This window comes from Pseudomonas sp. NUPR-002, from assembly GCF_056322725.1.
Genome location: NZ_CM150476.1, coordinates 5,271,808 through 5,292,447, shown reverse-complemented (window position 1 = coordinate 5,292,447; position 20,640 = coordinate 5,271,808). Strand labels below are relative to the sequence as shown.

Below are 20,640 nucleotides of genomic sequence, written 5' to 3'. Positions count from 1 at the left end.
CCAACCTCGCTATGGGCTAGCTAACCTATGACCCGATTGCTAGTTCATTTTGACGGTCCGCGACGCTTGGATTACCGCCCATCACTTCAACTCTGCTTGCCGGTGTCTCCTTCATTGTGAGTCTTGTCATGGCTGAGGTGTTGGAGCAGCAACCTCAGCTTGTCCAGAAGTTCATCGAAGGTGACGACTTCCACATCCTTGCAAGCGTGTCGAAAGATATCGAAGCAGCGCCGCGGTTCGGGTTCAGTCGGCGTGGTGCCGCAGATGACTATGCATTTGATCGTATCTGGTTGGGAGCCCTGCAAACTGCTTTGGTGAAACAGCCAATTACTGCGCAACGCGGTTTGCTGGTAGAGAACCTGTGTAACCGCGCCGCTGAGTTCCGCATGCGGTCCGAACACTTTGTCGTTGCGATAAGCACTTGATTGCATGAGGGGGCTGGACGGTTTTTTGATCTCAACAATCGCCAGCGGCTGCCCTAGCTCTCGAAAAAGAAAGTCCCCGATTTGAGCACCGGAGCCATCGATACCGGACATTTGCGCATGGAACTGAGTGTGAAGCAGCTTTACCGGTCGGGCGAACAGCAGTGACAAGATGAACGTGTTGTCTTCAAAAAAACGCTGCCAATGAGCTTCGGTGAGCTGTTGCTGAAGCTTCTTCTCGAAGAGCTCGATCATGTTAGCGAGCGTCACTCGCTCAATTTCAGCGTGTAGATTGAGTAGCTCATGCGGGGCGTCTTTGGCAATCTGTCTGGCATTCTGCCTAACGGTTCTCACCGATGCCTGTCGTTGCTGTTTCTCCATGGCTGGAGAGGGCTTGGTGCTGGCCATTCGGTACTCGACCATTTCACCGGTGCTAGTCACTTGGACCAAGGCAGGGAATTGCGAGGGTGCTAGTTTTGCCAGCAGCGCGTTGCGAACATGCCACTGCTTGGCTACGCGGATGCGTTCCTTCAGTCTGCGATTGGCCTTATCGAACGTGCGCCTCAAGTCATCCAACTGCCGCTCTGGAATGCGCGCGCAATTGCGATCAATCTTTATCTGATCGTCGTGGGTCACTACCAAGGTATTTAGGTCGGGCACACGCATCAGGCCAGCACATATGGGTTCCAGATCTTTGATCAAGCCAAGACCAAAGTTACTGCTATTCCATAACCGCGACGTTAAGTACATGTCGATCAGCGTGAGAGCTGCATCCGAAGACTCAGGTAAACCCTGGACATATTTCATTTCATAAACAATGGTCTTGATTCGGCCGTGTCTACAAGTGAGGTAGCGTTGTGCATGCGGATTGGTGAATACCGGATAAGTGACGATACGGTCTGGGAAAATGCGGGCAAGGCGGTGCCAGCGATTCTCAGGGTACGGGTACCAAGCGTCCGGCTCTTCTAGATTGAAGAAGGTTTCCATGTAGAGGTCTCTACTTAGTTCTTCATTTGGCAGGCTAGGAACAAGGCGGAAACTTGGATTGAAAACTGATTCTGCGTCATACATAACGCCCACTTCTCCTTGGCACGCCACAGCAGCACGAGGCTGCTTTGAGATGGGGAAGTATACTGCTATGCGTTAGCGAAAGAGAGAAGTCGCCGCACACCCACATTTCTAGGCAGTAGCTCCGAAATGGCGGTTAATGCCGTTCTCCCGAGAGAACCGCGGATGCCTCATTGCCGTCCCGAGAACGTACTCGCACAGTATTTGCCACCCTTGAGTTTTAAATCGAGCTCTCGAAAATGGGGCACTACCCGACCAGGTGCGCCGCAATGCTAAATTCTTGCTGCGGCACTTTCCGTGGTCGAGGCACGTGAACGGGGCGTATTGCACGTTGTATGCCCCTTCGTGCGCTTCACACCTCATGGTGTGGTCTGGGCCGATGGTTCGGAGACGGCAGTCGATGCAGTGATCTGGTGCACCGGATTCAAACCGGCTTAAGGGCATCTAGCCAGCCTTGGGGTGGTTACCGAGGAAGGGCGAGTGGCGGTCGAGGGACTCGTGCTGTGAGCGAACCCAGGCGTTGGCTGGTGGCCTATGGCGAGTGGACGGGATCGACGTCAGCGACTTTGATCGGGGTTACCCGTACAGCCCGCAGCACTGTCGCTGAAATCGAGCAGTTACTGGTAAAGGCGGAGGCATGAGAGCCCCTGCCTGATGGTCGCTGTTCAGCTTGGCTGCTGTGGAGTCTCGTCGTGCCTGGGCAAGGCGATTGAGATGAGAGCGGCAGCCAGTACAAAACCGCTCGATACCCACAAGCAAGCCTCCAGGCCATAAGTTTGGAACACCCAGCCGGAAAGCAGGGTGCCGAGCAGTCGTCCCAGAGCGTTGGACATGTAGTAGAAGCCCACGTCCAGTGAGACCCCGTCTTCCTTGGCATAGCTAACGATCAGGTAGCTGTGCAGCGATGAATTCACGGCAAACAGCACGCCGAACAGCATCAGCCCACCAAGCAATACCACCTGACCCGACCAGCCTGCGCTCAGCCCCAGAGCAATGAGTGCGGGCAGTCCGGCCAGCGCGATAGCCCAGGTGAAGGCTACTCGGCCGTCTGGCACATGGCCACGCTGCTTGCCGGTGATGCTGGGGGCAAAAGACTGCACGATGCCGTAGCCGATGATCCAGGCGGCAAGAAAGCCGCCGACCAACCAGAAGTCCCAACCAAATGTGGTGCTCAGGTAGACCGGCAGCGCTACGACGAACCAGACGTCGCGAGCGCCAAAGAGAAACAATCGTGCGGCCGAGAGGATGTTGATCGCCCGGCTTTTGGACAGCATGTCGCGGAATTTTGGTTTGGCCTTGGCCTTGCCCAGGTCTTTTTTCAGCAGCAGCAAGCTGCCTATCCAGATCAATGCCAGCACCGCCGCCATGGCCAGCACCGCCATGGAGAAGCCGAGCAGCGCGAGCAGTGCACCGCCGAGGAAGAAGCCCACGCCTTTGAGCGCGTTTTTCGAGCCGGTGAGGATGGCTACCCACTTGTAGAGGGTGCCTTGCTGGCTATCTGGCACCAAGAGCTTGATAGAGCTCTTGGCACTCATCTTGTTGAGGTCCTTGGCGATGCCGGACAAGGCTTGGGCTGCCATCACCCAAGGCAGCGTCAGCCAGGCCGCCGGAACCGTGAGCATCAGCAAGGCCAGCACCTGCATGCCCAGGCCAATGTTCATGGTGCGATTGAGCCCCAGGCGAGCGCCGAGGTAGCCGCCCACCAGGTTGGTGATCACGCCGAAAATTTCGTAGAACAGGAACAGCGCGGCGATCTGCAGCGGCGTGTAGCCCAGCGTATGGAAGTGCAAAACCACCAACATGCGCAACGCGCCGTCGGTGAGGGTGAAGGCCCAGTAGTTGCCGGTAACCAGCAGGTACTGGCGCACTTGTGTGGACAGGGCTGACAACGCCTTCATGATCGCCGTTTACTCCGCCGCGCCGACCAGTCGGGCCAGCTCCGCTGCACGATTGGCGTAGCCCCACTCGTTGTCGTACCAGGCGTAGATTTTTACCTGGGTACCATTGACCACCAGGGTCGACAGCGCATCGATGATCGAAGACCGCGGATCGGTGCGGTAGTCGATGGACACCAGTGGGCGTTCTTCGTAACCCAAGATGTCCTTCAACGGGCCTTCGGCAGCCGCCTTCAGCAGCAAGTTGACCTCTTCAGCCGTAGTTTCACGCGCCACCTCGAACACGCAGTCGGTCAGCGAGGCGTTGGCCAGCGGTACGCGCACGGCGTGACCATTCAGCTTGCCGCGCAGTTCGGGGAAAATCTCGGCGATCGCTGTGGCCGAACCGGTGGTGGTCGGGATCAGGCTCATGCCTGAGGCACGGGCGCGGCGCAGGTCCTTGTGCGGGGTATCGAGGATGCTCTGGGTATTGGTCAGGTCGTGGATGGTGGTGATCGAGCCGTGGCGGATGCCCAGGTTCTCGTGAATCACTTTGACCACCGGAGCCAGGCAGTTGGTGGTGCAGGAAGCGGCGGTGACAATGCGGTGCTGGGCCGGGTCGAACAGGTGCTGGTTTACGCCCATCACCACGTTCAGCGCGCCTTTTTCCTTCACCGGGGCACAGACCACCACGCGTTTGACGCCCTGATCCAGGTAGGCCTGGAGCACGGCTACCGACTTCATCTTGCCGCTGGCCTCGATGACCAGGTCGCAGCCCGACCAGTCGGTGTCGGCGATGGTCTTGTTCGCTGTGACCTTGATGCGTTTGCCATCGATCACCACCGAGTCGCCTTCTGCACCTGCTTCGCGTTGCCAGCGTCCGTGGATCGAGTCGAAGTTGATCAGGTGGGCGTGGGTCTCAGCGTCCCCGGCCGCGTCATTGATCTGTACGAATTCGAATTCCGGCCAGTCCCAGGACGCGCGCAGCGCCAAGCGACCGATACGTCCAAACCCATTGATGCCTACTTTGATTGCCATTTTCTTGTTCTCGAGTCGCGGTTCGCGAGCGGTCAGAGGGTATTGGTGAACTGATTGATGTAGTTGACGTGTGCAGGGTTTTGAATCGCTCGCGGGCGCAGGGCCTGAACCTGAGCGATGGCCTCGTGCACAGGGATACCGCACTCGATCATCAGGCGGGCTGCGAACAAGCCGGTACGACCCGAGCCACCCTTGCAGTGAATAGCGATCGATTTGCCAGCCATCACCAGCTCTTTTAGGCGCTCCCGATGGGTTTCCCAGGCGACAGCAAAGGGCTCACCGGGAGCCTGATCATCCTCCACCGGCAGGTGGAACCATTCGAGGCCCAACAGCTGGCATTCCTCAGGCAGTAGATCGACCTCGTTCTGCAGCAACTCTTCATCCGGCATCAGGGTTACCAGTGCGCTCGCGCCGGCATCGCGCAGTGTTGCCAGAGCCTGGGAGACCGACGTGTCCTTGGTACCAGGGCACGGGGTGAAGATTAGTTGGCCGATCAACTGTGGAGTAGTCAGCACGGAATACGGGTGCAGTTGCATGCTCAAAAGCCTCAGATGGAGCGTTGATTGACGCGTTTCGACAGTTCTTCAGCGGACTCTTTACGTTCGGAATAGCGATCAACCATGTAGTCGGCACGATCACGCAGAAGCAGGGTGAACTTCACCAGCTCCTCCATCACGTCGACGACGCGGTCATAGTACGCAGAAGGCTTCATGCGGCCCGCTTCGTCGAACTCCAGATAGGCCTTCGGCACTGACGACTGGTTAGGGATAGTGAACATGCGCATCCAGCGGCCGAGCACGCGCAGCTGGTTGACCACGTTGAACGACTGCGAGCCACCGCAGACCTGCATCACCGCGAGGGTTTTGCCCTGCGTCGGCCGCACGGCACCCATGCTCAGCGGAATCCAGTCGATCTGCGACTTGAACACGCCGGTCATCGCACCGTGGCGTTCTGGCGAACACCAGACCATGCCTTCCGACCAGAGCACCAGGTCGCGCAGCTCTTTGACCATGGGGTGGTCGTCGGGTACGTCATCCGGCAGCGGCAGGCCGGACGGATTGAAGATCCGCGTCTCGGCGCCGAAGTGCTCCAGCAGGCGAGCCGCTTCCTCAGTCAGAAGGCGGCTGAAAGAGCGTTCGCGGGTCGATCCATACAACAGCAGGATGCGCGGTTTGTGAGTGGACTGCTGCTCGATCGCCAGCTTTTCGGAGGACGGCAGATCGATCAGTTCACTGTCGATGTTGGGGATATGGTGTTCGGTCATGATTTCACTCCTGGGACAAGGCACCAGATGGCTGATCGAACCAGCGACGCTTGAGCCACAAGGCAACGCCAACTAGAGAGATCAGTACCGGTACTTCCACCAAAGGCCCGATGACGGTGGCAAAGGCTACCGGCGAGGCAAGGCCGAAAGTGGCAATGGCCACGGCAATGGCCAGTTCGAAGTTGTTACTGGCAGCGGTAAATGCCAGCGCAGTGGTGCGTGGGTAGTCGGCTTCCAGCAGCTTGCCCATCCAGAAGCTGATGAAGAACATCACCACGAAGTAGATGGTCAGTGGGATGGCGATGCGCAGCACATCCAGAGGCAGTTGCAGCACCATGTCGCCTTTCAGGCTGAACATGGCGACGATGGTCAGCAGCAACGCTACGAGCGTCAGCGGGCTGATCTTCGGAATGAAGCGCTCCTCGTACCACGCGGAGCCCTTACGGCTGATCAGGATCTTGCGGGTCAGGAAGCCAGCCAGGAATGGGATACCCAGATAGATCAGTACCGATTGGGCAATTTCGAGGAAGCTGGTTTCGATGACGCTACCTTCCAGGCCGAACAGCGGCGGCAGAAGGCCCAGGAAGATCCAGGCATACACGCTGAAGAACAGGATCTGGAAAATGCTGTTGAAGGCGACCAAGCCAGCAACGTACTGGTTGTTGCCGCCCGCGATCTGGTTCCACACCAGCACCATGGCGATGCAGCGTGCCAAGCCGATGAGGATCAGGCCGGTCATGTACTCGGGCTTGTCGGAGAGGAATACGACAGCCAGCCCGAACATCAGCACCGGGCCAATCACCCAGTTCTGAATCAGCGACAAGGCGAGGATGCGCTTGTCTTTGAAGACCTGTGGCAGCTCCTCGTATTTCACCTTCGCCAATGGCGGGTACATCATGACGATCAGGCCAATGGCAATGGGGATGTTTGTCGAGCCAACCGACAGGCTGTTCAGCCATGCAGGCAGTCCCTGGAAGAGACTGCCGAGGCCAATGCCAAGGCCCATGGCCAAAAAGATCCAGACCGTTAGGTAGCGATCGAGGAATGAAAGGCGGCTCTTGCTCATGGTGAATCTCCCTTAACGTCAGAGCGTTCCGATGCGCGCCAGCTCGGCCTTGAGCTGGGCGGCATCCAGTTGTTCGAAAGGCAATGCGAGAAATGCCGTAATGCGGCGCTTGATGTGTTCAAGCGTGGCGTCGAAAGCCTCGTCCAGTTCGGCGGCACTACCTTGCAGGTCCGACGGATCGGAAAGCCCCCAATGAGCTTTTACTGCCGGCCCGAAGAACACGGGGCATGCTTCGCCAGCGGCCTTGTCGCAGACGGTGATGACAAAATCCGGGGCTAACTCGGCGTGTGAATCACTGGACTTGCTGCTGAGACCATCGGTGGAAATACCGGCGCGCTGCAACGCGGCGATGGACAACGGATGTACCTCGCCCTTGGGCTGGCTGCCGGCGCTGAAGGCCTTCATACCGGTCGGGGCCAGGTGGTTGAACATGGCTTCGGACAGGATGCTGCGGCAGCTATTGGCGGTGCAGAGGAACAGAGCTTTCATCGGCTTTTCTCGGCAGTGATCAGCAGCAGGAGGCCACGCGCTGTGGGCGGCCACCCATGGTGTCCAGTCGTTTGGAGCTGGTACTCAGCCATTCGTGATTGGCCTCCAGCGTCGTTGCCAAGACCTCGCGTACCCAGGCGGGCAGTTCGGGATGTAGCCGGTAGTAAACCCATTGACCCTGCCGGCGGTCTTCCAGCAGGTCACACGTACGCAATTGCGCTAGGTGGCGGGAAACCTTGGGCTGGCTTTCTTCCAGCGCACAGGTCAGTTCACAGACGCAGAGCTCTTCCTCGCGAGCGATCAGCAACATCATCCGAATGCGTGTCTCGTCGGCGAGGCATTTGAAAACCTTGGTAGGGGTCAGCGAGTCAGTCATAGCGGTTCTCAGTGTTTGGTTTTCACGAGGACGAACATCTTGATGCGTTCATGAATCTCGTGAAGCGTGTGGCGGAAGGCGTCGTGTTTGTCGCTGGTGACAGGGTCTTCGAAGCTCCATACCAGCTGCTCGCCAAAAGCCGGAAGCGCTTGGCATTCCTGGGCGGCCTTGTCACAGAGGGTAATGACGTAGTCGAAGTGTTCACTGGCGAACTCGTCGATGGATTTGCTACGCAGGGCGCTGGAGTCGATGGCGAGGTGCTCAAGGGCGGCATAGGTTCGCGGGTCGACTACGCCAGGCTGAGTGCCTGCGCTGAAAGCTTCGAAGCGCACAGGGTCTGTGTGCCGGAGCAATGCTTCGGCGAGCTGGGAGCGAGCAGCGTTGGCGGTGCAAACAAACAGGACGCGGATCTTGCCAGTCATCACTAGATGCTCTGCTAATATATGGTTTTTCAAATATACGATTTTCCAAATGTATCGCAAGCTTGTGATGATGGGTGGCTTTACATGTGCGTCTTCATGCACATATATTGCTCTCATGACGACTACTGACAATCTCCGCGCCCAAGCCATCGATGCTGCCATTGAGTCGCTGGATGAAGCCTTCTTCAAAGCTCTCTGCGAACCCTCTAGGGTCGCGGTGTTCAAGCGCGTGCTTCAGTTAGGGAGGGCGGATGTCGGCGAAATAGCCAAAGCTTTGCCGCAGGAGCGCTCTGTGATCTCAAGGCACTTACAGGTGCTGCACGACGCTCACATCGTGAAAGCCACCAAAGTGGGCAGACAGGTTTTCTATGAAGTGAATGGCGGGGCGATCGTCGAGCGTTTGGAGGGCCTCCTCCAGCGAACCAAGGGTCTGGTTTCGCTGTGCTGCCCGTAGCGTGGCTTTTTTTCTCTTGATATATGCATGAGTGTGCACATATGAATGAATTGAGTCGTACTTTGGATGTGGTTGTCATTGGGGGAGGCCAAGCAGGTTTGGCGCTTGGTTGGCACTTGCAGCATCACGGCTTGGATTTTCTCATCATTGATGAGCAGATACGCCCAGGCGGAAACTGGCGTAACTACTACGACAGCCTGCAGCTGTTCTCACCGGCTGAACACTCAGCGCTGCCGGGGCTGCCGTTTCCTGGTGACCCCAAGAGCTATCCGCTACGGGACGAGGTGGTGAAGTACTTGGAGGCCTACGCTGCCGAGTTTCGACTGCCTTTTCAGGGCGGCATCCGAGTGGTGGGCGTAGCGCAGAAGGAAAAGGTGTTTGAGGTTCGCTGCGACACCGGAGCGATCCTCACCGCACGTTCTGTGGTCGTAGCATCGGGAGGATTTAGCCGGCCGTTCACGCCCAGCGTTCCTGGGTTGGAGGGCTTCTCAGGGACATGTCTGCATAGCTCAGCATATCGAACGCCAGAGCCCTTTACTGGCCAGCGCGTCGTAGTGGTTGGAGCCGCGAACTCAGCTGTCCAGATCGCTTATGAGCTTGCAGGCGTCGCCGAGGTAGTGCTGGCAACCCGCGAGAAAATCCGTTTCTTCCCGCAGCGAATCCTCGGGCTCGATTTTCATGCTTGGCTGAAATTCACCAGGCTGGAGCAAACACGATGGTTGAGTGACCAGAGCACTCCCGTGCTCGACACTGGCAAGTACCGGAAGGCCCTCAACGCCGGTCGATTCCGGCGTAGGGCAATGTTCCAGCAAGTGCTATCCGATGCTGTTGTCTGGCCGGACAGAAGCACGACCCAAGTCGATGCGCTGATCTTTGCGACGGGCTTCCAGCCAAACCTTGATTTCCTGTCAGGCCTCCCGGTCGCAGACCGGAGTGGACGTGTGCTGCAACACAACGGTGTAGCCAGCAAGGTGCCTGGCTTGTACTTCGTAGGCTTGCCGAAGCAACGTAACTTCGCCTCGGCAACACTCAGGGGCGTGGGTGCTGACGCCAGTTACCTAATGCCTCGACTGCTTCATCATCTGGGCAAGGATCACCCGTCTCAGCTATCAGCTTCACCCCGCCAAGCCTGATCTTTGGCGGGACAACGGATCGAAACTGGAAGTTGCAGACGCCTGTTTCGTGACGCAGTCAGCGACTGAGCGACGCTGTGGTCGTCGATCGATCCCGGCAAAGGAGCGATGGAATCGCTCGAACATAGATCAACTCGAAAACCAGCTCAACGAGGGTCTGGGTGATGACTGCGGCGGCAGCGAGTCCGCGCAGTTCTTCGGGCAAGGCCAGGGCGAGCGGCAGGACCACCAGCGAATTGCGCGTCGAGGTACTGAATGTCACCGCCCTGGCCGCTCCGACGGGCAGTTTAAACATCTTCGCGACCAAGGCGCCGATCATCGGGGCCAGGAAAGCGAAGGCGATATATACAGGCAGCACCGGTGCGAGCTTTTCGATCTGGTTCACCACAGGGGCGATCTGGGAGCCGACTACAGCGATCAGTACTGCCGCCATCGCCGGTACCGGCAACCAGGCCCAGGCATCGGCCCAGACTTTTACTACTGTGGAGCGTTTGACCAGGGCCTCGGTCAACAGGGCCAGGATCAGGGGACCCACGATCAGCGCCAAGAAGGCTTCGAGGAATGGGCCGACCTGCATCTCAACCCCGGAGTTACCGCTAAGCATAAGACTGAGGTAGAGCGGCAGCAACGCGAGCTGGAGTAGCAGCAGGATGGGGGTAGCTGAAAGAATCAAGCGTGAGTCGCCCCGGCCAATGTGGGTGAACACCACCACATAGTCGATGCAGGGCGTCAGCAGGACAAGTAGCGCACCAATCAGAATGGCTGGCTGGCCTTCCAGAAAGCGGGTCAGCCCCCAGACCAGCAGCGGGATCAGGATGAAGTTGGTGACCATGAGCGCTGCCATAAAGGGCTTGTTGCGCAGTCCTTCTCGCAGATTCAGGAAGGGAATCTGCAGGAACATCGCGTACATCAGTATGGCGATGCTAGGGGTAATCAAGGCCGACAACCCCTGTGCAGAGGATGGAGCCAGAAGCCCACCGAGTGCGGCGACTATCACCGCGACGAAGTAGATAGGTATCTGGTTTTGCTCAAGGGTATCTCTGTTCATGGGGCTCTCAAGTTTAAGACGTCGCATACTGATCCACATAATGGCGCTTCGAGCATCCTCTACTCGCGCCATCGGTCCGGCTCCAGTATTTTACAGGGCAGGCACCGTACATAAGTGGGGCAGCTATGAGCGCCATCATCCTTGAATCCGTGTTGACCTGCCCGCATTGCGGCTTCGCCAAGCAGGAGGTCATGCCCACGGACGCCTGCCAGTTCTTCTACGAGTGTGACAGCTGCAAGACCCTGCTACGCCCGAATCCTGGTGACTGTTGTGTGTTCTGTTCGTTTGGCTCGGTGAAGTGCCCACCGATCCAGGAGCAGCGCGGTTGCTGTGGTTTAGACGCACCTAAAGTACCCCGCCAGATCTGATCTCTGGCAGGGCGATGGACCGAGACTGTTCACCGAGTCCCTAACTCGTCGAGACCATGCGGGCGAACGGTGCCGAAGCTGTATTCGTTTGGATCGATCAATGGAGCCAACTGAGCAGGGCTTTGAGTGGTTTGGTCAATTGCCAGCCGCAGCTCACTTAGGGGCTGCAGATTGGGATGTAAACCCGTGGCCACGATGATCTCATCCGCCTCAGGCAGCGGCCGGCCATTGCTGCGCACAACGACTCCCTCGCCAGTCGCGTCGATTTGGCTACGTCACCACAAACGGGTGACACAGGGTACTTGTTGGAAAAGGGCGCCTACTTCAGGCGCATGAAACCATCCTTCAAACCCAAGGAGTCAATCAAGAGGATGGTGGAGCAATCAACTCTTCACTATCCCGTGGGGCTGCCGACCTTTCGCTGACCTGTACGCCCAAGAATGGTGGATGGCAGGTTCGATAACTGCTTGTGAAGGTCGAATCAGCCATCCATGCCATTGTTATTTCAGGGGCTTGATCGACACTATGGTGGCTGCCATACCCTCGGCACGAAACTCAAACGCTACTTGATCCCCAGCTTTCAGGCCTGCCAGTTGCTCGGTTGTTGCATTGAATGCCATGGTCATGGCGGGCCACTGCAGGGCCGGCACGGCGCCATGCGCAATCGTCACTGTGTGCTTCGTAGTATCGATAGCCTTGATCGTTCCCTCCGCTTTGGCCACTGGAGCCTGTTTGGTCTCTTGCTTCATCTGCATGCCCTCCATGGGCATAGCCTCCTTCTTCATTCCCGGCATGTCCTCCGCCTGTGCGGAAAGAGACAGTGCGACAACGGTGCTTGCAACGGCAATCAGGGTCAGTTTCATACGGCTTTACCTTGAGGGTTGGTGGATACAACGGGGAGGTGCCGACGGCGCATCAAGCGATAGGCCGCCGGAATGACAAAGAGAGAAAGCAAGGGAGCCGTGACCATGCCACCGACCATCGGTGCAGCGATGCGACTCATCACTTCACTACCGGTCCCGCTGCCCCAGAGTATCGGCAATAGGCCGGCGATAATGACGGCGACGGTCATGGCCTTGGGTCGAACACGCAGCACCGCACCTTCGCGAATCGCCTCGACCAGCCCACGCTCTGTGTTGTCACCGAGGTCTTCACGTTCGGCCCAGGCCTTCTTCAGGTACAGCAGCATGATCACTCCAAATTCGGCAGACACACCGGCCAGGGCGATAAAGCCAACGCCGGTGGCCACCGACAAATTGAAGCCCAGCAGATAGAGGAACCATGCTCCGCCGGTCAGAGCGAATGGCAGCGTGGCCATGATCAACAAGGCCTCGTCGAGGCGAGCAAAGGTCAGATAGAGCAGGACGAAAATGATAAGCAGAGTGGCCGGCACTACCAGCTTGAGTCGGGCATTGGCCCTTTCGAGAAACTCGAACTGCCCCGAGTAGCTCAAGCTCATCCCTGGCTGCAACTTGACCTGCTCACTGACGACACGGCGCAAGTCGGCGACCACCGAGGCAATATCCCGCCCCCGCACGTCGATATACACCCATCCGGAAGGCCTTGCATTCTCGCTCTTGAGCATCGGCGGACCGTCGCTGACCTTGATCCTAGCCACCGTGCCAAGGGTGATTTGGTTTCCTAGTGGGGTGTAGATCGGCAGTTGCTCCAGGGCGCCGAGCGAATCACGCCACTCGCGCGGATATCGCACATTGATTGGGAAGCGTGCCAGTCCCTCAATGGTCTCCCCGATGTTTTCACCGCCGATTGCGCCGGCGACGATTGACTGCACATCGGCGATGTTCAGCCCATAGCGGGCAGCGGCTTTGCGGTCGATATCCACGTCGATGTAACGGCCACCGGTTAGGCGCTCAGCCAGCGCAGAACTGACCCCAGGTACGTCCTTGGCCACGCGCTCAACCGCCTGAGTGGCTGCATCAATCTCTGTCAGGTTGCTACCGGCAATTTTCACCCCGATCGGGCTCTTGATCCCAGTGGCGAGCATATCGATGCGATTGCGAATCGGCGGGATCCAGATATTGGTTAATCCCGGCACACGGACCACCCGATCCAGTTCCTCCACCAACTTTTCCTGGGTCAGGCCGGGTCGCCATTGCTCACGCGGCTTGAACTGAATGGTGGTTTCGAACATCTCCAGTGGCGCCGGGTCGGTAGCGGTTTCGGCGCGGCCTGCTTTACCGAAGACGTGTTCGACTTCGGGCACCGTCTTGATCAGACGGTCAGTCTGCTGCAGCAATTGCGCCGCTTTCTGCGCCGACAACCCTGGCAGCGCCGAAGGCATGTAGAGCAGATCGCCCTCGTCCAGTGGAGGAAGGAACTCACCCCCCAACCGGGACATCGGCCATAGTGTGCTGAGAAACACCAGCAGGGCGACCAGCATAGTGGCTTTGGGCCGACGCAGCACTGCGTCCAAGGCGGGTTGATAGAGCCTGATCAACCAGCGATTCAGCGGGTTCTGTTCCTCATTGGGAATTCGTCCGCGAATCCAGTAGCCCATCAGCACCGGCACTAGTGTCACCGATAATCCGGCTGCCGCCGCCATGGCGTAGGTTTTGGTGAACGCCAGGGGCCCGAACAGCCGCCCCTCCTGTGCTTCCAGAGTGAACACTGGGATGAACGACAAAGTGATGATCAACAGGCAGAAAAACAGCGCTGGCCCTACCTCGGTCGCAGCTTCAGTCATTACAAGCCAATGATGTTCACCCTTGAGCTCTTGCCCGGGATGGGCCGCGTGCCATGCCTCGATCTTCTTGTGAGCATTCTCGATCATCACCACTGCGGCGTCGACCATGGCACCGATGGCGATGGCGATCCCGCCCAGGGACATGATGTTGGCGTTAATTCCCTGGTAGCGCATGACAATGAAGGCCATCAATACCCCGACCGGCAGCGAGATAATGGCCACCAGGGATGAGCGCAGATGCCACAGAAATATCCCGCAGACCAAGGCGACGACGATGAACTCTTCGAGCAACTTGTGGCTGAGGTTTTTCACGGCGCGGTCGATCAGCTTACTGCGATCGTAGGTAGTGACGATTTCCACCCCGGTCGGTAGGCTTTTCTTCAATTCGTCGAGCTTGGCTTTGACTGCTGCGATGGTCTCGCGAGCGTTCTTGCCGCTGCGCAGAATCACCACGCCGCCGACGGTCTCGCCTTCGCCGTCGAGTTCAGTGATACCGCGACGCATCTCTGGACCCAACTGGATCGTTGCGACTTCGCCGAGAGTTACTGGTACGCCACCGGCACCTAGCTTGAGTGGAATTGCTCGAAAGTCATTCAATGTCTTCAGGTAGCCTGACGCACGAACCATAAACTCGGTTTCCGCCATCTCCAACACGGCGCCGCCGGTTTCCTGGTTGGCCTTGCCAATCGCCTCGGTGACCTGCGCCTGGGTGATGCCGAGGCTGGCCAGTTTGAGCGGATCGAGCTGCACTTGGTACTGCTTGACCATGCCGCCCACGGTGGCCACTTCCGCCACATTGGGCAGGGTCTTCAGTTCAAATTTGAGAAACCAGTCTTGAAGTGCACGGAGTTGCGCTAGGTCGTGTCCACCGGTGCGATCCACCAGGGCGTACTGATAGATCCAGCCCACCCCAGTGGCATCTGGCCCCAATGCCGGCTTGGCACTGGCGGGCAGGCGACTTTGTATCTGGCTTAGGTACTCCAGCACCCGGGAGCGAGCCCAATACATATCGGTACCGTCTTCAAACAGCACGTACACAAAGCTGTCGCCGAAAAAGGAATAACCGCGCACGGTTTTCGCCCCTGGCACCGAGAGCATGGTGGTGGCCAACGGGTAGGTCACCTGGTTCTCGACGATCTGCGGTGCCTGGCCCGGATACGGGGTGCGAATGATCACCTGCACATCGGACAGATCTGGCAGCGCATCGATGGGCGTGCTCTGCACCGACCAGACGCCCCAGGCCGTGACAAACAGCGTGGCCAATAGCACCAGGAAGCGGTTAGCCACTGACCAGCGGATAAGAGCCGCAATCATGGCTGATCCCCTAGTTTTTCCAGGCGCTCAACGCGCAAACCATCATCGGTTTGACTGACGGATACACGAACCTTGTCGCCCGACTTGAGCCCCTGCATGAGCGCAGGGGTTGCTAACGGAAAGGTCATGGTCATGCCTGGCATACCCAATGTTTTGAACGGACCGTGGGCAAGCGTGACATCTTGGCTATTGATCTGCAGGACTTGCCCCTCTGACTCATGAAGGGCGGAGGCGGCAGTGGGTGGTGCTGGTACTTCCAGCGTGGTTGCGACAATGCCCTTGAGGCTGGCTTCGGAGTCGAGCAAGAACTGTCCGGAGCTGACTACCTGTTCACCTTCCTGCAAGCCTTTCAATATTACCGTCTTGCCGTCGTTTTCCAGTCCGAGTTGCACTTCTACCGGACGGTAGCGACCCGCGTCTTCGGCGAGCATCACCAGCGTGCGCCGGCCAGTACGGATGACTGCCTCGCTCGGCACCCACAACGTACTTTGCTCGGTCGTACGGTTCAGACGCACTTGCGCTGTCATTCCCGGTCTGAGTCGCCCGTCAGCGTTGGGGAGCTCGACTCGCACACGGACAGTGCGGCTGTCCGGATTGGTTTCCGGCAGAATCGCACTGACCGTGCCGTTGAGCACTGTCCCCGGGAAGGCTGGCAGGCGTGCTTCTACCGTCTGTCTGACGATGATTGATCCAGTTTCCGACTCTGGAACGGCCACCGCCAGCCAGACGCTGCTCAAACCATTGACCCGGGCCAGCGTCTCGCCAGCCGCCACGGTCATGCCCGTACGGACATTCAACTCTTGCAGCACACCGCCAATGGGGCTGGTAAGGGTCAAGTTCGGCTGGACCTTGCCGCTGCGCTCTACCTGAGTAATCAGTGCCGCGGGCATTCCCGTGAGGCGGAGTCGTTGGCGGGCCGCTGCCAGCAAGTCGGCATCGCCATTATGTTTAAGTGCGAGGAATTCTTCCTGGGCAGCAGCCCACTCCGGTACCAGGATATCCGCCAATGGTGCATTCACCGTGAGCAGGTCGCCTGGGGCGCGGGCATAGACCCGTTCCACAAAGCCAGCGGTACGTGCCTGAATCACCGCAACTTCCCGCTCGTTGAATGCCAGCACGCCGACAACGTCCAGGCTAGAAGCGAGGACGCCACGGGTGACGTTTGCCAGGCGCATGCCCAGATTCTGAGTCAGGTCGGGGTCGATGCTGATGGCGGCACCGGTGGTTGTGCCATCCGCGTATTGTGGTACCAGCTGCATGTCCATAAAGGGCGATTTGCCCGGTTTATCGAACTTCTGCTGCGGCACCATCGGGTCGTACCAATACAGCACCTTGCGTTCGTCTTGCGTTTTGGGAGCCTGCTGTGTGAGCGCATCAGGCATTGTGTTCATGCGTTGCTGAGCGAACCAGTAGCCGCCACCAAGGCCTATGGCCACCGAGAAGCCTGCCAGCAAACCCCCTTTCCAGATTCGAGTGCTCATCGGCTGGTGTCCCCGTAGTTGAAATACAAGCGAGCATTCGTCAGCGCTCGCTGTTCTTCGACGTCAATTTGTTTAAGGCGAGCCTCGATGAGTTCACGTCGGGCCGCGATAACAGACGCCAGGTCGCCTTTCCCTGCGCGGTAGCTGGCCATGCTCAGTCCAACCTTTTCCTTGGCCAGGGGGACCAGGGTTTCCCGGCTGCGGCTCACGGCACGGTTTAGACGCTCGTAGTCAGCCAAATCAGCTTCCAGTTGCAGGGTATGCTCGCGTGTAAGAGCTTCGCGCTCGGCTTCCAATTGATTCAGCTCGGCGTGTTTGGCGGCGATCCTGGGATTTTGTCGGGAGCCGGGGAACAACGGCAGGTCCCATGAGAGTTGCACGCTGACCATATCGCCAAACTCCCGCCCGCGGCGCTGATAATCGACTTCCCAGCTCCAGTCGGACTGCTTTTCCGCTTCGGCTTCGCGCACTTTGGCTTCAGCCTCGCGGGTCATCGGTGCAAACGCTGCCAGTTCAGGATGATGTTGCAACTTGTGGGAATAGCTCGAGCTATCGACAGGCCATTCCGGCAGACGGCCCACAGGCTGGTCATTGGCGGCGGCGCCAATCCAGCGCTTGAGAGCCGCTCGAGCTTGTGCTCGCTGGCGAATCAGATCGTCCTGTTGCTCTGCCAATTGCGCCGCTTCCTGCCTGGGTGTGATCGCATCGGCAGGCTGGGCTCGGCCACCGGCGATCTGCGCCAGGACGGTATCGCTCAACAGACGATTTTCTTTGTAAAAATCCTGGAACAGCACCTCTTTACGCTCGACTGAATAGCTGCTGATCCAGGCCGATGCCGTGGCCTGCCGGACATTCAATCGCTCGACTTGACCTTCAGCCGCGGCTCGATCAACGGCCGCTTCGGCGACCGCGGTACGCGCCCGGCGCTTGTCGCGGTTGGGCACCTCCTGCATGACCCCAACCATTTGCATGGTCATGAAGTCCTGGTCAAGGCTCCAGCGATCGGGACCGCCAATCGGGTAGTTCTGTACCCCCAGCAGCAACTTGGGATCGGGTAATTCCCCTGCGGGGATTGCGGCACTGCTGGCAGCTTGCAGCTTGGCCGCTTGGGCCGTCAGTGAGGGGGCGTTGTTTTCGGCTAGCCGCAGGGCTTCATCGAGGGTCAGCGGGGCGGCGACGCTCGACAATGCCAGTACGCTTGCCAGCAGACCGGCCACGAGGGACCAACCTGTGCAATAGCACTTAGAGTTCATGTTCACGATTCCTGTGATGAATCACCGCGCGCCTCTTCAGACATGCACGCAGGTATGCCATCGCATCAATGGCCGATGGGACTCAGTGTGGTACAGGAATCAGGCGCAGGGCGGTCGCCATACCCCTGAAAGGGGCTGCGTAGGTAGGAAATCGCCGAAGACGGACGTCACGACGGGGCTGGACAAGGTAACAGGAGGCTTGATGATCGAGACTTGCAGCATGCCGCCAGTCTTGCATTCCTGGCCCGGCTTGCAGGGCTTGCCGTGTTCGGCAGGGCTTTTCATATCGTTGCAGCAGTCCATGCCCATGTCGTCCATCATCGCCATGCCCATGGTCTTCATCGGGCAGGGTTCAGTCGGTGCCTCGATACCCGCCATCCCACTGAGGGGAAGCGCCAGGCTAACCAGGAAAATGAGGCAACACCGTATGTAGCGTTTCATGTTGGGGAGTCTAGTCGCTGCTCACGCACCGGACAATTACAAATCTCTTAGGAAGAGTGAACCGTTCCGAGTTTCGCAGACATCACAATGCCTCAGAATGAGGCCAACTAGGCGGTTCCATGAGCAGTCGGCTTTTTCCCGAAGAGTTCAAGATCCAGGCTGTAAATTGAGTGACTGAAAACTGTTACCCGTAGCAGACGAGGTGTCACGCTTGGCTGCACAGTGGTGACAAACGGGTCATGTGGGTGAGTGTTGGTGAAATTGGTTAGCGCAACATTGATGGCACAAGAGTTCGCTACCCGGCCGCTTCCTGTTGATCGGCGGGAAAAGCAAAGTGAAAGGCGGTCAAACCTTCAGATGAGGTGCACCAGACTCTACCTTTGTGTGCTTCTACAATGGAACGGGTGATCGCAAGACCGAGCCCTGCATTGTTGGGACCACCCTCCCGCCTCGCAGGGTCGGCACGGTAGAAACGATCAAAGATCTTGTTGATGTGCTGCGAATCAATTGTGGCTCCGCTATTTCGGATGGTGAGTGTCACCTGGTCTGCGGAATGCTGGATCTCCACCGCGATCTCCTTTCCTTCCGGCGTGTATCGCATGGCGTTCGAGAGGATATTGGAGACAGCTCGATCAATCATCAGACGGTCTCCAGTGATGATTCCCCTTCCATGAAGGCTTAGCCGTACTCCTCGATCCTCAGCCAGTAATTGGTAGTACTCGAAAAGCTTGGACACGAGATCTTCAAGTTTGATGTCGACCTGCTCAGGAATGATGAGCCCGTTGTCGGCCTTGGCGAGGAAGAGCATGTCATCGATCATGCGGGACATCCGCTTCAGGTCCTCCAGATTCGAGTACAGGTTCTCCTCATACGCGTCCAAATCGCGTTTCCTGGTCAGCACGACCTCGGTGTGCGTTAGCAGGTTACTCACCGGGGTTCTTAACTCGTGTGCGATGTCGGCCGAAAAGTTGGATAGGCGAACGAATGCGTCATCCAAGCGTGCGAGCATTCCGTTGAAGGACAAGATCAGTTCTTGAAGTTCAAGTGGCACAGGTTCCAGAGGGATGCGTTCTTGGAGTGACCTAGCAGACATGGACGTCGCAACCTTCGTGATCTGCTCGACGGGACGCAGCCCACTTTTCGCGACTAGCCAACCCAAGCCTGCGCTGACCAACGCGCTGATAACCAAACCGACTCCGAACCACCGTTGCAGGGTTTCAAAGAAATGCGCATGGCTGGTGATATCCAGCATCAGCATGACGGTGCCGGGGGCTAGGTCGCCTGGGATCTTGACGTGAGACGTGACGCCGCGGAAGTTATGGGATTCGTCCTGCCATTCCCACATGGTTTCTTTTTCAGCACGCTTGTAACGATCGGGGATCTGCACGGTTTTGAGATCTGAAAACAGTACAGCACCGTCTGAGTTGAGGATCTCCGCCGTCAGATCCTGGTGGGCGCCTAATAATGCGCTTAGTTGCGGTCGTAGCCCTTCAAGCCTTGCTCCCGGTGCCTGGATCGACAGGATGTGTCTTGTCGACTCCAGCTTCTCGAATAGCGCTTGTTCATCGAGCATTCGGAAGTGATGTTGGCTCAGCATGTTGAAGCTGATGCCTGCGACCGCCAGTACAGCGATGACCGCGAACATGATCATCAAGGTCAGACGTTTGACGAGTGAGGACTGTGACAGCATCACTCAGTTGTATCCATCATGTAGCCCATGCCTCGGGCTGTGTGAATGAGCTTCGGAGCAAAGTCGTCATCAATCTTTGCCCGCAGCCGCCGAATCGCCACCTCGATCACATTGGTGTCGCTGTCGAAATTCATGTCCCACACTTGGGATGCAATTAGGGATTTGGGCAGCACTTCACCGCGACGCCGCATCAGAAGCTCTAGAAGTGAAAACTCCTTTGCTGTCAGATCAATTCGCTTGCCGTTTCGAGTGGCACGCCGCTTGAGAAGGTCAACCTCAAGATCCGCCATTTTCATGGTGGTTTGAGCTGACGAGCTGATGCCCCGGCGCAGTAGCGTACGGACCCGAGCGAGTAGCTCTGAGAATGCGAATGGTTTTATGAGGTAATCGTCGGCCCCTAGCTCAAGGCCTTTCACTCTATCGTCTACGCCATCACGAGCCGTCAGGAACAAGACAGGGACGTCTTTACCTGCCGCGCGAACCATCCGCAGGACTTCCCAGCCATCTAGCCCCGGCATCATCACGTCGAGAATCAGTAGGTCGTAGCTTTCGCTCAGTGCATGTTGAAGGGCGTCGGTACCCGAGAGGACACGATCAACAGTAAAACCTGCCTCTGCGAGGCCCTGCTGCAAGTAGGCTCCGGCTTTTGGCTCATCCTCAGCTACGAGTAGTTTCATGTGCTTTGACCCCAATGGTGTACATGTCCAGTTTGCAGCAAAAAAGCCGCCCAACCAG

General features: G+C 57.9%; 21 protein-coding genes and 1 pseudogene. 4 read left to right on the top strand and 18 right to left on the bottom strand.

The features are described from left to right. Positions 1-86: 86 nt before the first annotated feature. Positions 87-1,493 (bottom strand): Shedu immune nuclease family protein, encoded by a 1,407-nt coding sequence (locus tag ACVWSC_RS24405; RefSeq protein WP_442109606.1) that lies wholly within the window; start codon positions 1,491-1,493, stop codon positions 87-89. Positions 1,494-1,787: 294 nt separating this feature from the next. On the opposite strand from ACVWSC_RS24405, the pseudogene ACVWSC_RS24400 reads away from it, so the two are divergent. After that, positions 1,788-2,131, top strand: a pseudogene (locus tag ACVWSC_RS24400) (pyridine nucleotide-disulfide oxidoreductase); the annotation flags it as partial. A gap of 24 nt (positions 2,132-2,155) precedes the next feature. Here ACVWSC_RS24400 and arsJ read toward each other — a convergent pair. Genes arsJ through ACVWSC_RS24360 form a run of 8 tightly spaced genes read right to left on the bottom strand, consistent with a single transcriptional unit; the run spans position 2,156 to position 8,019 of the window. Further along, positions 2,156-3,388, bottom strand: a complete 1,233-nt coding sequence (gene arsJ / locus ACVWSC_RS24395; RefSeq protein ID WP_280042769.1) for an organoarsenical effux MFS transporter ArsJ — start codon at positions 3,386-3,388, stop codon at positions 2,156-2,158. A gap of 9 nt (positions 3,389-3,397) precedes the next feature. Beyond that, a complete protein-coding gene (locus tag ACVWSC_RS24390; protein ID WP_280042767.1) occupies positions 3,398-4,402 on the bottom strand; it encodes an ArsJ-associated glyceraldehyde-3-phosphate dehydrogenase in 1,005 nt (334 codons plus the stop codon). Positions 4,403-4,434: 32 nt separating this feature from the next. Then, a complete protein-coding gene (locus ACVWSC_RS24385; RefSeq protein ID WP_191832395.1) occupies positions 4,435-4,938 on the bottom strand; it encodes a cyclin-dependent kinase inhibitor 3 family protein in 504 nt (167 codons plus the stop codon). 11 nt (positions 4,939-4,949) lie between these two features. Continuing rightward, positions 4,950-5,666: an arsenical resistance protein ArsH gene (gene arsH, locus ACVWSC_RS24380; RefSeq protein ID WP_191832394.1), complete on the bottom strand. Its 717-nt coding sequence runs from the start codon at positions 5,664-5,666 to the stop codon at positions 4,950-4,952. A gap of 4 nt (positions 5,667-5,670) precedes the next feature. Continuing rightward, a complete protein-coding gene (arsB, locus tag ACVWSC_RS24375; RefSeq protein WP_191832393.1) occupies positions 5,671-6,732 on the bottom strand; it encodes an ACR3 family arsenite efflux transporter in 1,062 nt (353 codons plus the stop codon). Between the two features lie 18 nt (positions 6,733-6,750). Next, positions 6,751-7,221 carry an arsenate reductase ArsC gene (locus ACVWSC_RS24370; RefSeq protein WP_191832392.1) on the bottom strand — a complete coding sequence of 157 codons (471 nt, stop codon included), beginning with the start codon at positions 7,219-7,221 and terminating at the stop codon, positions 6,751-6,753. A gap of 19 nt (positions 7,222-7,240) precedes the next feature. After that, complete coding sequence (locus ACVWSC_RS24365) at positions 7,241-7,597, bottom strand: metalloregulator ArsR/SmtB family transcription factor (RefSeq protein ID WP_191832391.1); 357 nt, start codon at positions 7,595-7,597, stop codon at positions 7,241-7,243. A gap of 8 nt (positions 7,598-7,605) precedes the next feature. After that, entirely contained in the window at positions 7,606-8,019 is a 414-nt protein-coding gene (locus tag ACVWSC_RS24360; protein WP_191832390.1) for an arsenate reductase ArsC, read from the bottom strand. A gap of 115 nt (positions 8,020-8,134) precedes the next feature. On the opposite strand from ACVWSC_RS24360, the gene ACVWSC_RS24355 reads away from it, so the two are divergent. Continuing rightward, the gene (locus tag ACVWSC_RS24355) at positions 8,135-8,473 is read left to right on the top strand and encodes an ArsR/SmtB family transcription factor (RefSeq protein ID WP_191832403.1); all 339 of its coding nucleotides are present in this window, start codon (positions 8,135-8,137) and stop codon (positions 8,471-8,473) included. A 41-nt stretch (positions 8,474-8,514) separates the two neighbouring features. Further along, positions 8,515-9,606, top strand: a complete 1,092-nt coding sequence (locus tag ACVWSC_RS24350) for a flavin-containing monooxygenase (protein ID WP_191832389.1) — start codon at positions 8,515-8,517, stop codon at positions 9,604-9,606. 58 nt (positions 9,607-9,664) lie between these two features. On the opposite strand, the gene ACVWSC_RS24345 is transcribed toward ACVWSC_RS24350, so the two are convergent. Next, positions 9,665-10,654, bottom strand: coding sequence for an arsenic resistance protein (locus ACVWSC_RS24345; RefSeq protein WP_191832388.1), 990 nt, complete (start codon positions 10,652-10,654; stop codon positions 9,665-9,667). 125 nt (positions 10,655-10,779) lie between these two features. Here ACVWSC_RS24345 and ACVWSC_RS24340 point away from each other — a divergent pair, with 125 nt between their 5' ends. Continuing rightward, positions 10,780-11,022: a GDCCVxC domain-containing (seleno)protein gene (locus tag ACVWSC_RS24340; RefSeq protein WP_191832387.1), complete on the top strand. Its 243-nt coding sequence runs from the start codon at positions 10,780-10,782 to the stop codon at positions 11,020-11,022. Positions 11,023-11,051: 29 nt separating this feature from the next. On the opposite strand, the gene ACVWSC_RS24335 is transcribed toward ACVWSC_RS24340, so the two are convergent. From ACVWSC_RS24335 to ACVWSC_RS24300, 8 genes are all read right to left on the bottom strand, one after another. Beyond that, positions 11,052-11,261, bottom strand: coding sequence for a hypothetical protein (locus ACVWSC_RS24335; protein WP_262405545.1), 210 nt, complete (start codon positions 11,259-11,261; stop codon positions 11,052-11,054). A gap of 261 nt (positions 11,262-11,522) precedes the next feature. Further along, on the bottom strand, positions 11,523-11,885 hold the full coding sequence (locus tag ACVWSC_RS24330; RefSeq protein WP_191832386.1) for a copper-binding protein: 363 nt from the start codon (positions 11,883-11,885) through the stop codon (positions 11,523-11,525). Next, complete coding sequence (locus tag ACVWSC_RS24325) at positions 11,882-15,040, bottom strand: efflux RND transporter permease subunit (RefSeq protein WP_191832385.1); 3,159 nt, start codon at positions 15,038-15,040, stop codon at positions 11,882-11,884. The genes ACVWSC_RS24330 and ACVWSC_RS24325 overlap by 4 nt, the downstream gene beginning before the upstream one ends. After that, positions 15,037-16,521, bottom strand: coding sequence for an efflux RND transporter periplasmic adaptor subunit (locus tag ACVWSC_RS24320; protein ID WP_191832384.1), 1,485 nt, complete (start codon positions 16,519-16,521; stop codon positions 15,037-15,039). The genes ACVWSC_RS24325 and ACVWSC_RS24320 overlap by 4 nt, the downstream gene beginning before the upstream one ends. Further along, positions 16,518-17,774 carry a TolC family protein gene (locus ACVWSC_RS24315; protein WP_191832383.1) on the bottom strand — a complete coding sequence of 419 codons (1,257 nt, stop codon included), beginning with the start codon at positions 17,772-17,774 and terminating at the stop codon, positions 16,518-16,520. The genes ACVWSC_RS24320 and ACVWSC_RS24315 overlap by 4 nt, the downstream gene beginning before the upstream one ends. A 99-nt stretch (positions 17,775-17,873) precedes the next feature. Then, entirely contained in the window at positions 17,874-18,215 is a 342-nt protein-coding gene (locus ACVWSC_RS24310; RefSeq protein ID WP_191832382.1) for a hypothetical protein, read from the bottom strand. A 295-nt stretch (positions 18,216-18,510) separates the two neighbouring features. Next, positions 18,511-19,905 (bottom strand): heavy metal sensor histidine kinase, encoded by a 1,395-nt coding sequence (locus tag ACVWSC_RS24305; RefSeq protein WP_280043375.1) that lies wholly within the window; start codon positions 19,903-19,905, stop codon positions 18,511-18,513. After that, entirely contained in the window at positions 19,905-20,582 is a 678-nt protein-coding gene (locus tag ACVWSC_RS24300) for a heavy metal response regulator transcription factor (protein WP_191832381.1), read from the bottom strand. The genes ACVWSC_RS24305 and ACVWSC_RS24300 overlap by 1 nt, the downstream gene beginning before the upstream one ends. Positions 20,583-20,640: the final 58 nt, after the last annotated feature.

Excerpts from the sequence above, each read along its gene's own strand:
- ACVWSC_RS24405 (WP_442109606.1), bottom strand. The coding sequence starts at position 1,493 with ATGTATGACGCAGAATCAGTTTTCAATCCAAGTTTCCGCCTTGTTCCT.
- arsJ (WP_280042769.1), bottom strand. The coding sequence starts at position 3,388 with ATGAAGGCGTTGTCAGCCCTGTCCACACAAGTGCGCCAGTACCTGCTG.
- ACVWSC_RS24390 (WP_280042767.1), bottom strand. The coding sequence starts at position 4,402 with ATGGCAATCAAAGTAGGCATCAATGGGTTTGGACGTATCGGTCGCTTG.
- ACVWSC_RS24385 (WP_191832395.1), bottom strand. The coding sequence starts at position 4,938 with ATGCAACTGCACCCGTATTCCGTGCTGACTACTCCACAGTTGATCGGC.
- arsH (WP_191832394.1), bottom strand. The coding sequence starts at position 5,666 with ATGACCGAACACCATATCCCCAACATCGACAGTGAACTGATCGATCTG.
- arsB (WP_191832393.1), bottom strand. The coding sequence starts at position 6,732 with ATGAGCAAGAGCCGCCTTTCATTCCTCGATCGCTACCTAACGGTCTGG.
- ACVWSC_RS24370 (WP_191832392.1), bottom strand. The coding sequence starts at position 7,221 with ATGAAAGCTCTGTTCCTCTGCACCGCCAATAGCTGCCGCAGCATCCTG.
- ACVWSC_RS24365 (WP_191832391.1), bottom strand. The coding sequence starts at position 7,597 with ATGACTGACTCGCTGACCCCTACCAAGGTTTTCAAATGCCTCGCCGAC.
- ACVWSC_RS24360 (WP_191832390.1), bottom strand. The coding sequence starts at position 8,019 with ATGACTGGCAAGATCCGCGTCCTGTTTGTTTGCACCGCCAACGCTGCT.
- ACVWSC_RS24355 (WP_191832403.1), top strand. The coding sequence starts at position 8,135 with ATGACGACTACTGACAATCTCCGCGCCCAAGCCATCGATGCTGCCATT.
- ACVWSC_RS24350 (WP_191832389.1), top strand. The coding sequence starts at position 8,515 with ATGAATGAATTGAGTCGTACTTTGGATGTGGTTGTCATTGGGGGAGGC.
- ACVWSC_RS24345 (WP_191832388.1), bottom strand. The coding sequence starts at position 10,654 with ATGAACAGAGATACCCTTGAGCAAAACCAGATACCTATCTACTTCGTC.
- ACVWSC_RS24340 (WP_191832387.1), top strand. The coding sequence starts at position 10,780 with ATGAGCGCCATCATCCTTGAATCCGTGTTGACCTGCCCGCATTGCGGC.
- ACVWSC_RS24330 (WP_191832386.1), bottom strand. The coding sequence starts at position 11,885 with ATGAAACTGACCCTGATTGCCGTTGCAAGCACCGTTGTCGCACTGTCT.
- ACVWSC_RS24325 (WP_191832385.1), bottom strand. The coding sequence starts at position 15,040 with ATGATTGCGGCTCTTATCCGCTGGTCAGTGGCTAACCGCTTCCTGGTG.
- ACVWSC_RS24320 (WP_191832384.1), bottom strand. The coding sequence starts at position 16,521 with ATGAGCACTCGAATCTGGAAAGGGGGTTTGCTGGCAGGCTTCTCGGTG.
- ACVWSC_RS24315 (WP_191832383.1), bottom strand. The coding sequence starts at position 17,774 with ATGAACTCTAAGTGCTATTGCACAGGTTGGTCCCTCGTGGCCGGTCTG.
- ACVWSC_RS24310 (WP_191832382.1), bottom strand. The coding sequence starts at position 18,215 with ATGAAACGCTACATACGGTGTTGCCTCATTTTCCTGGTTAGCCTGGCG.
- ACVWSC_RS24305 (WP_280043375.1), bottom strand. The coding sequence starts at position 19,905 with ATGCTGTCACAGTCCTCACTCGTCAAACGTCTGACCTTGATGATCATG.
- ACVWSC_RS24300 (WP_191832381.1), bottom strand. The coding sequence starts at position 20,582 with ATGAAACTACTCGTAGCTGAGGATGAGCCAAAAGCCGGAGCCTACTTG.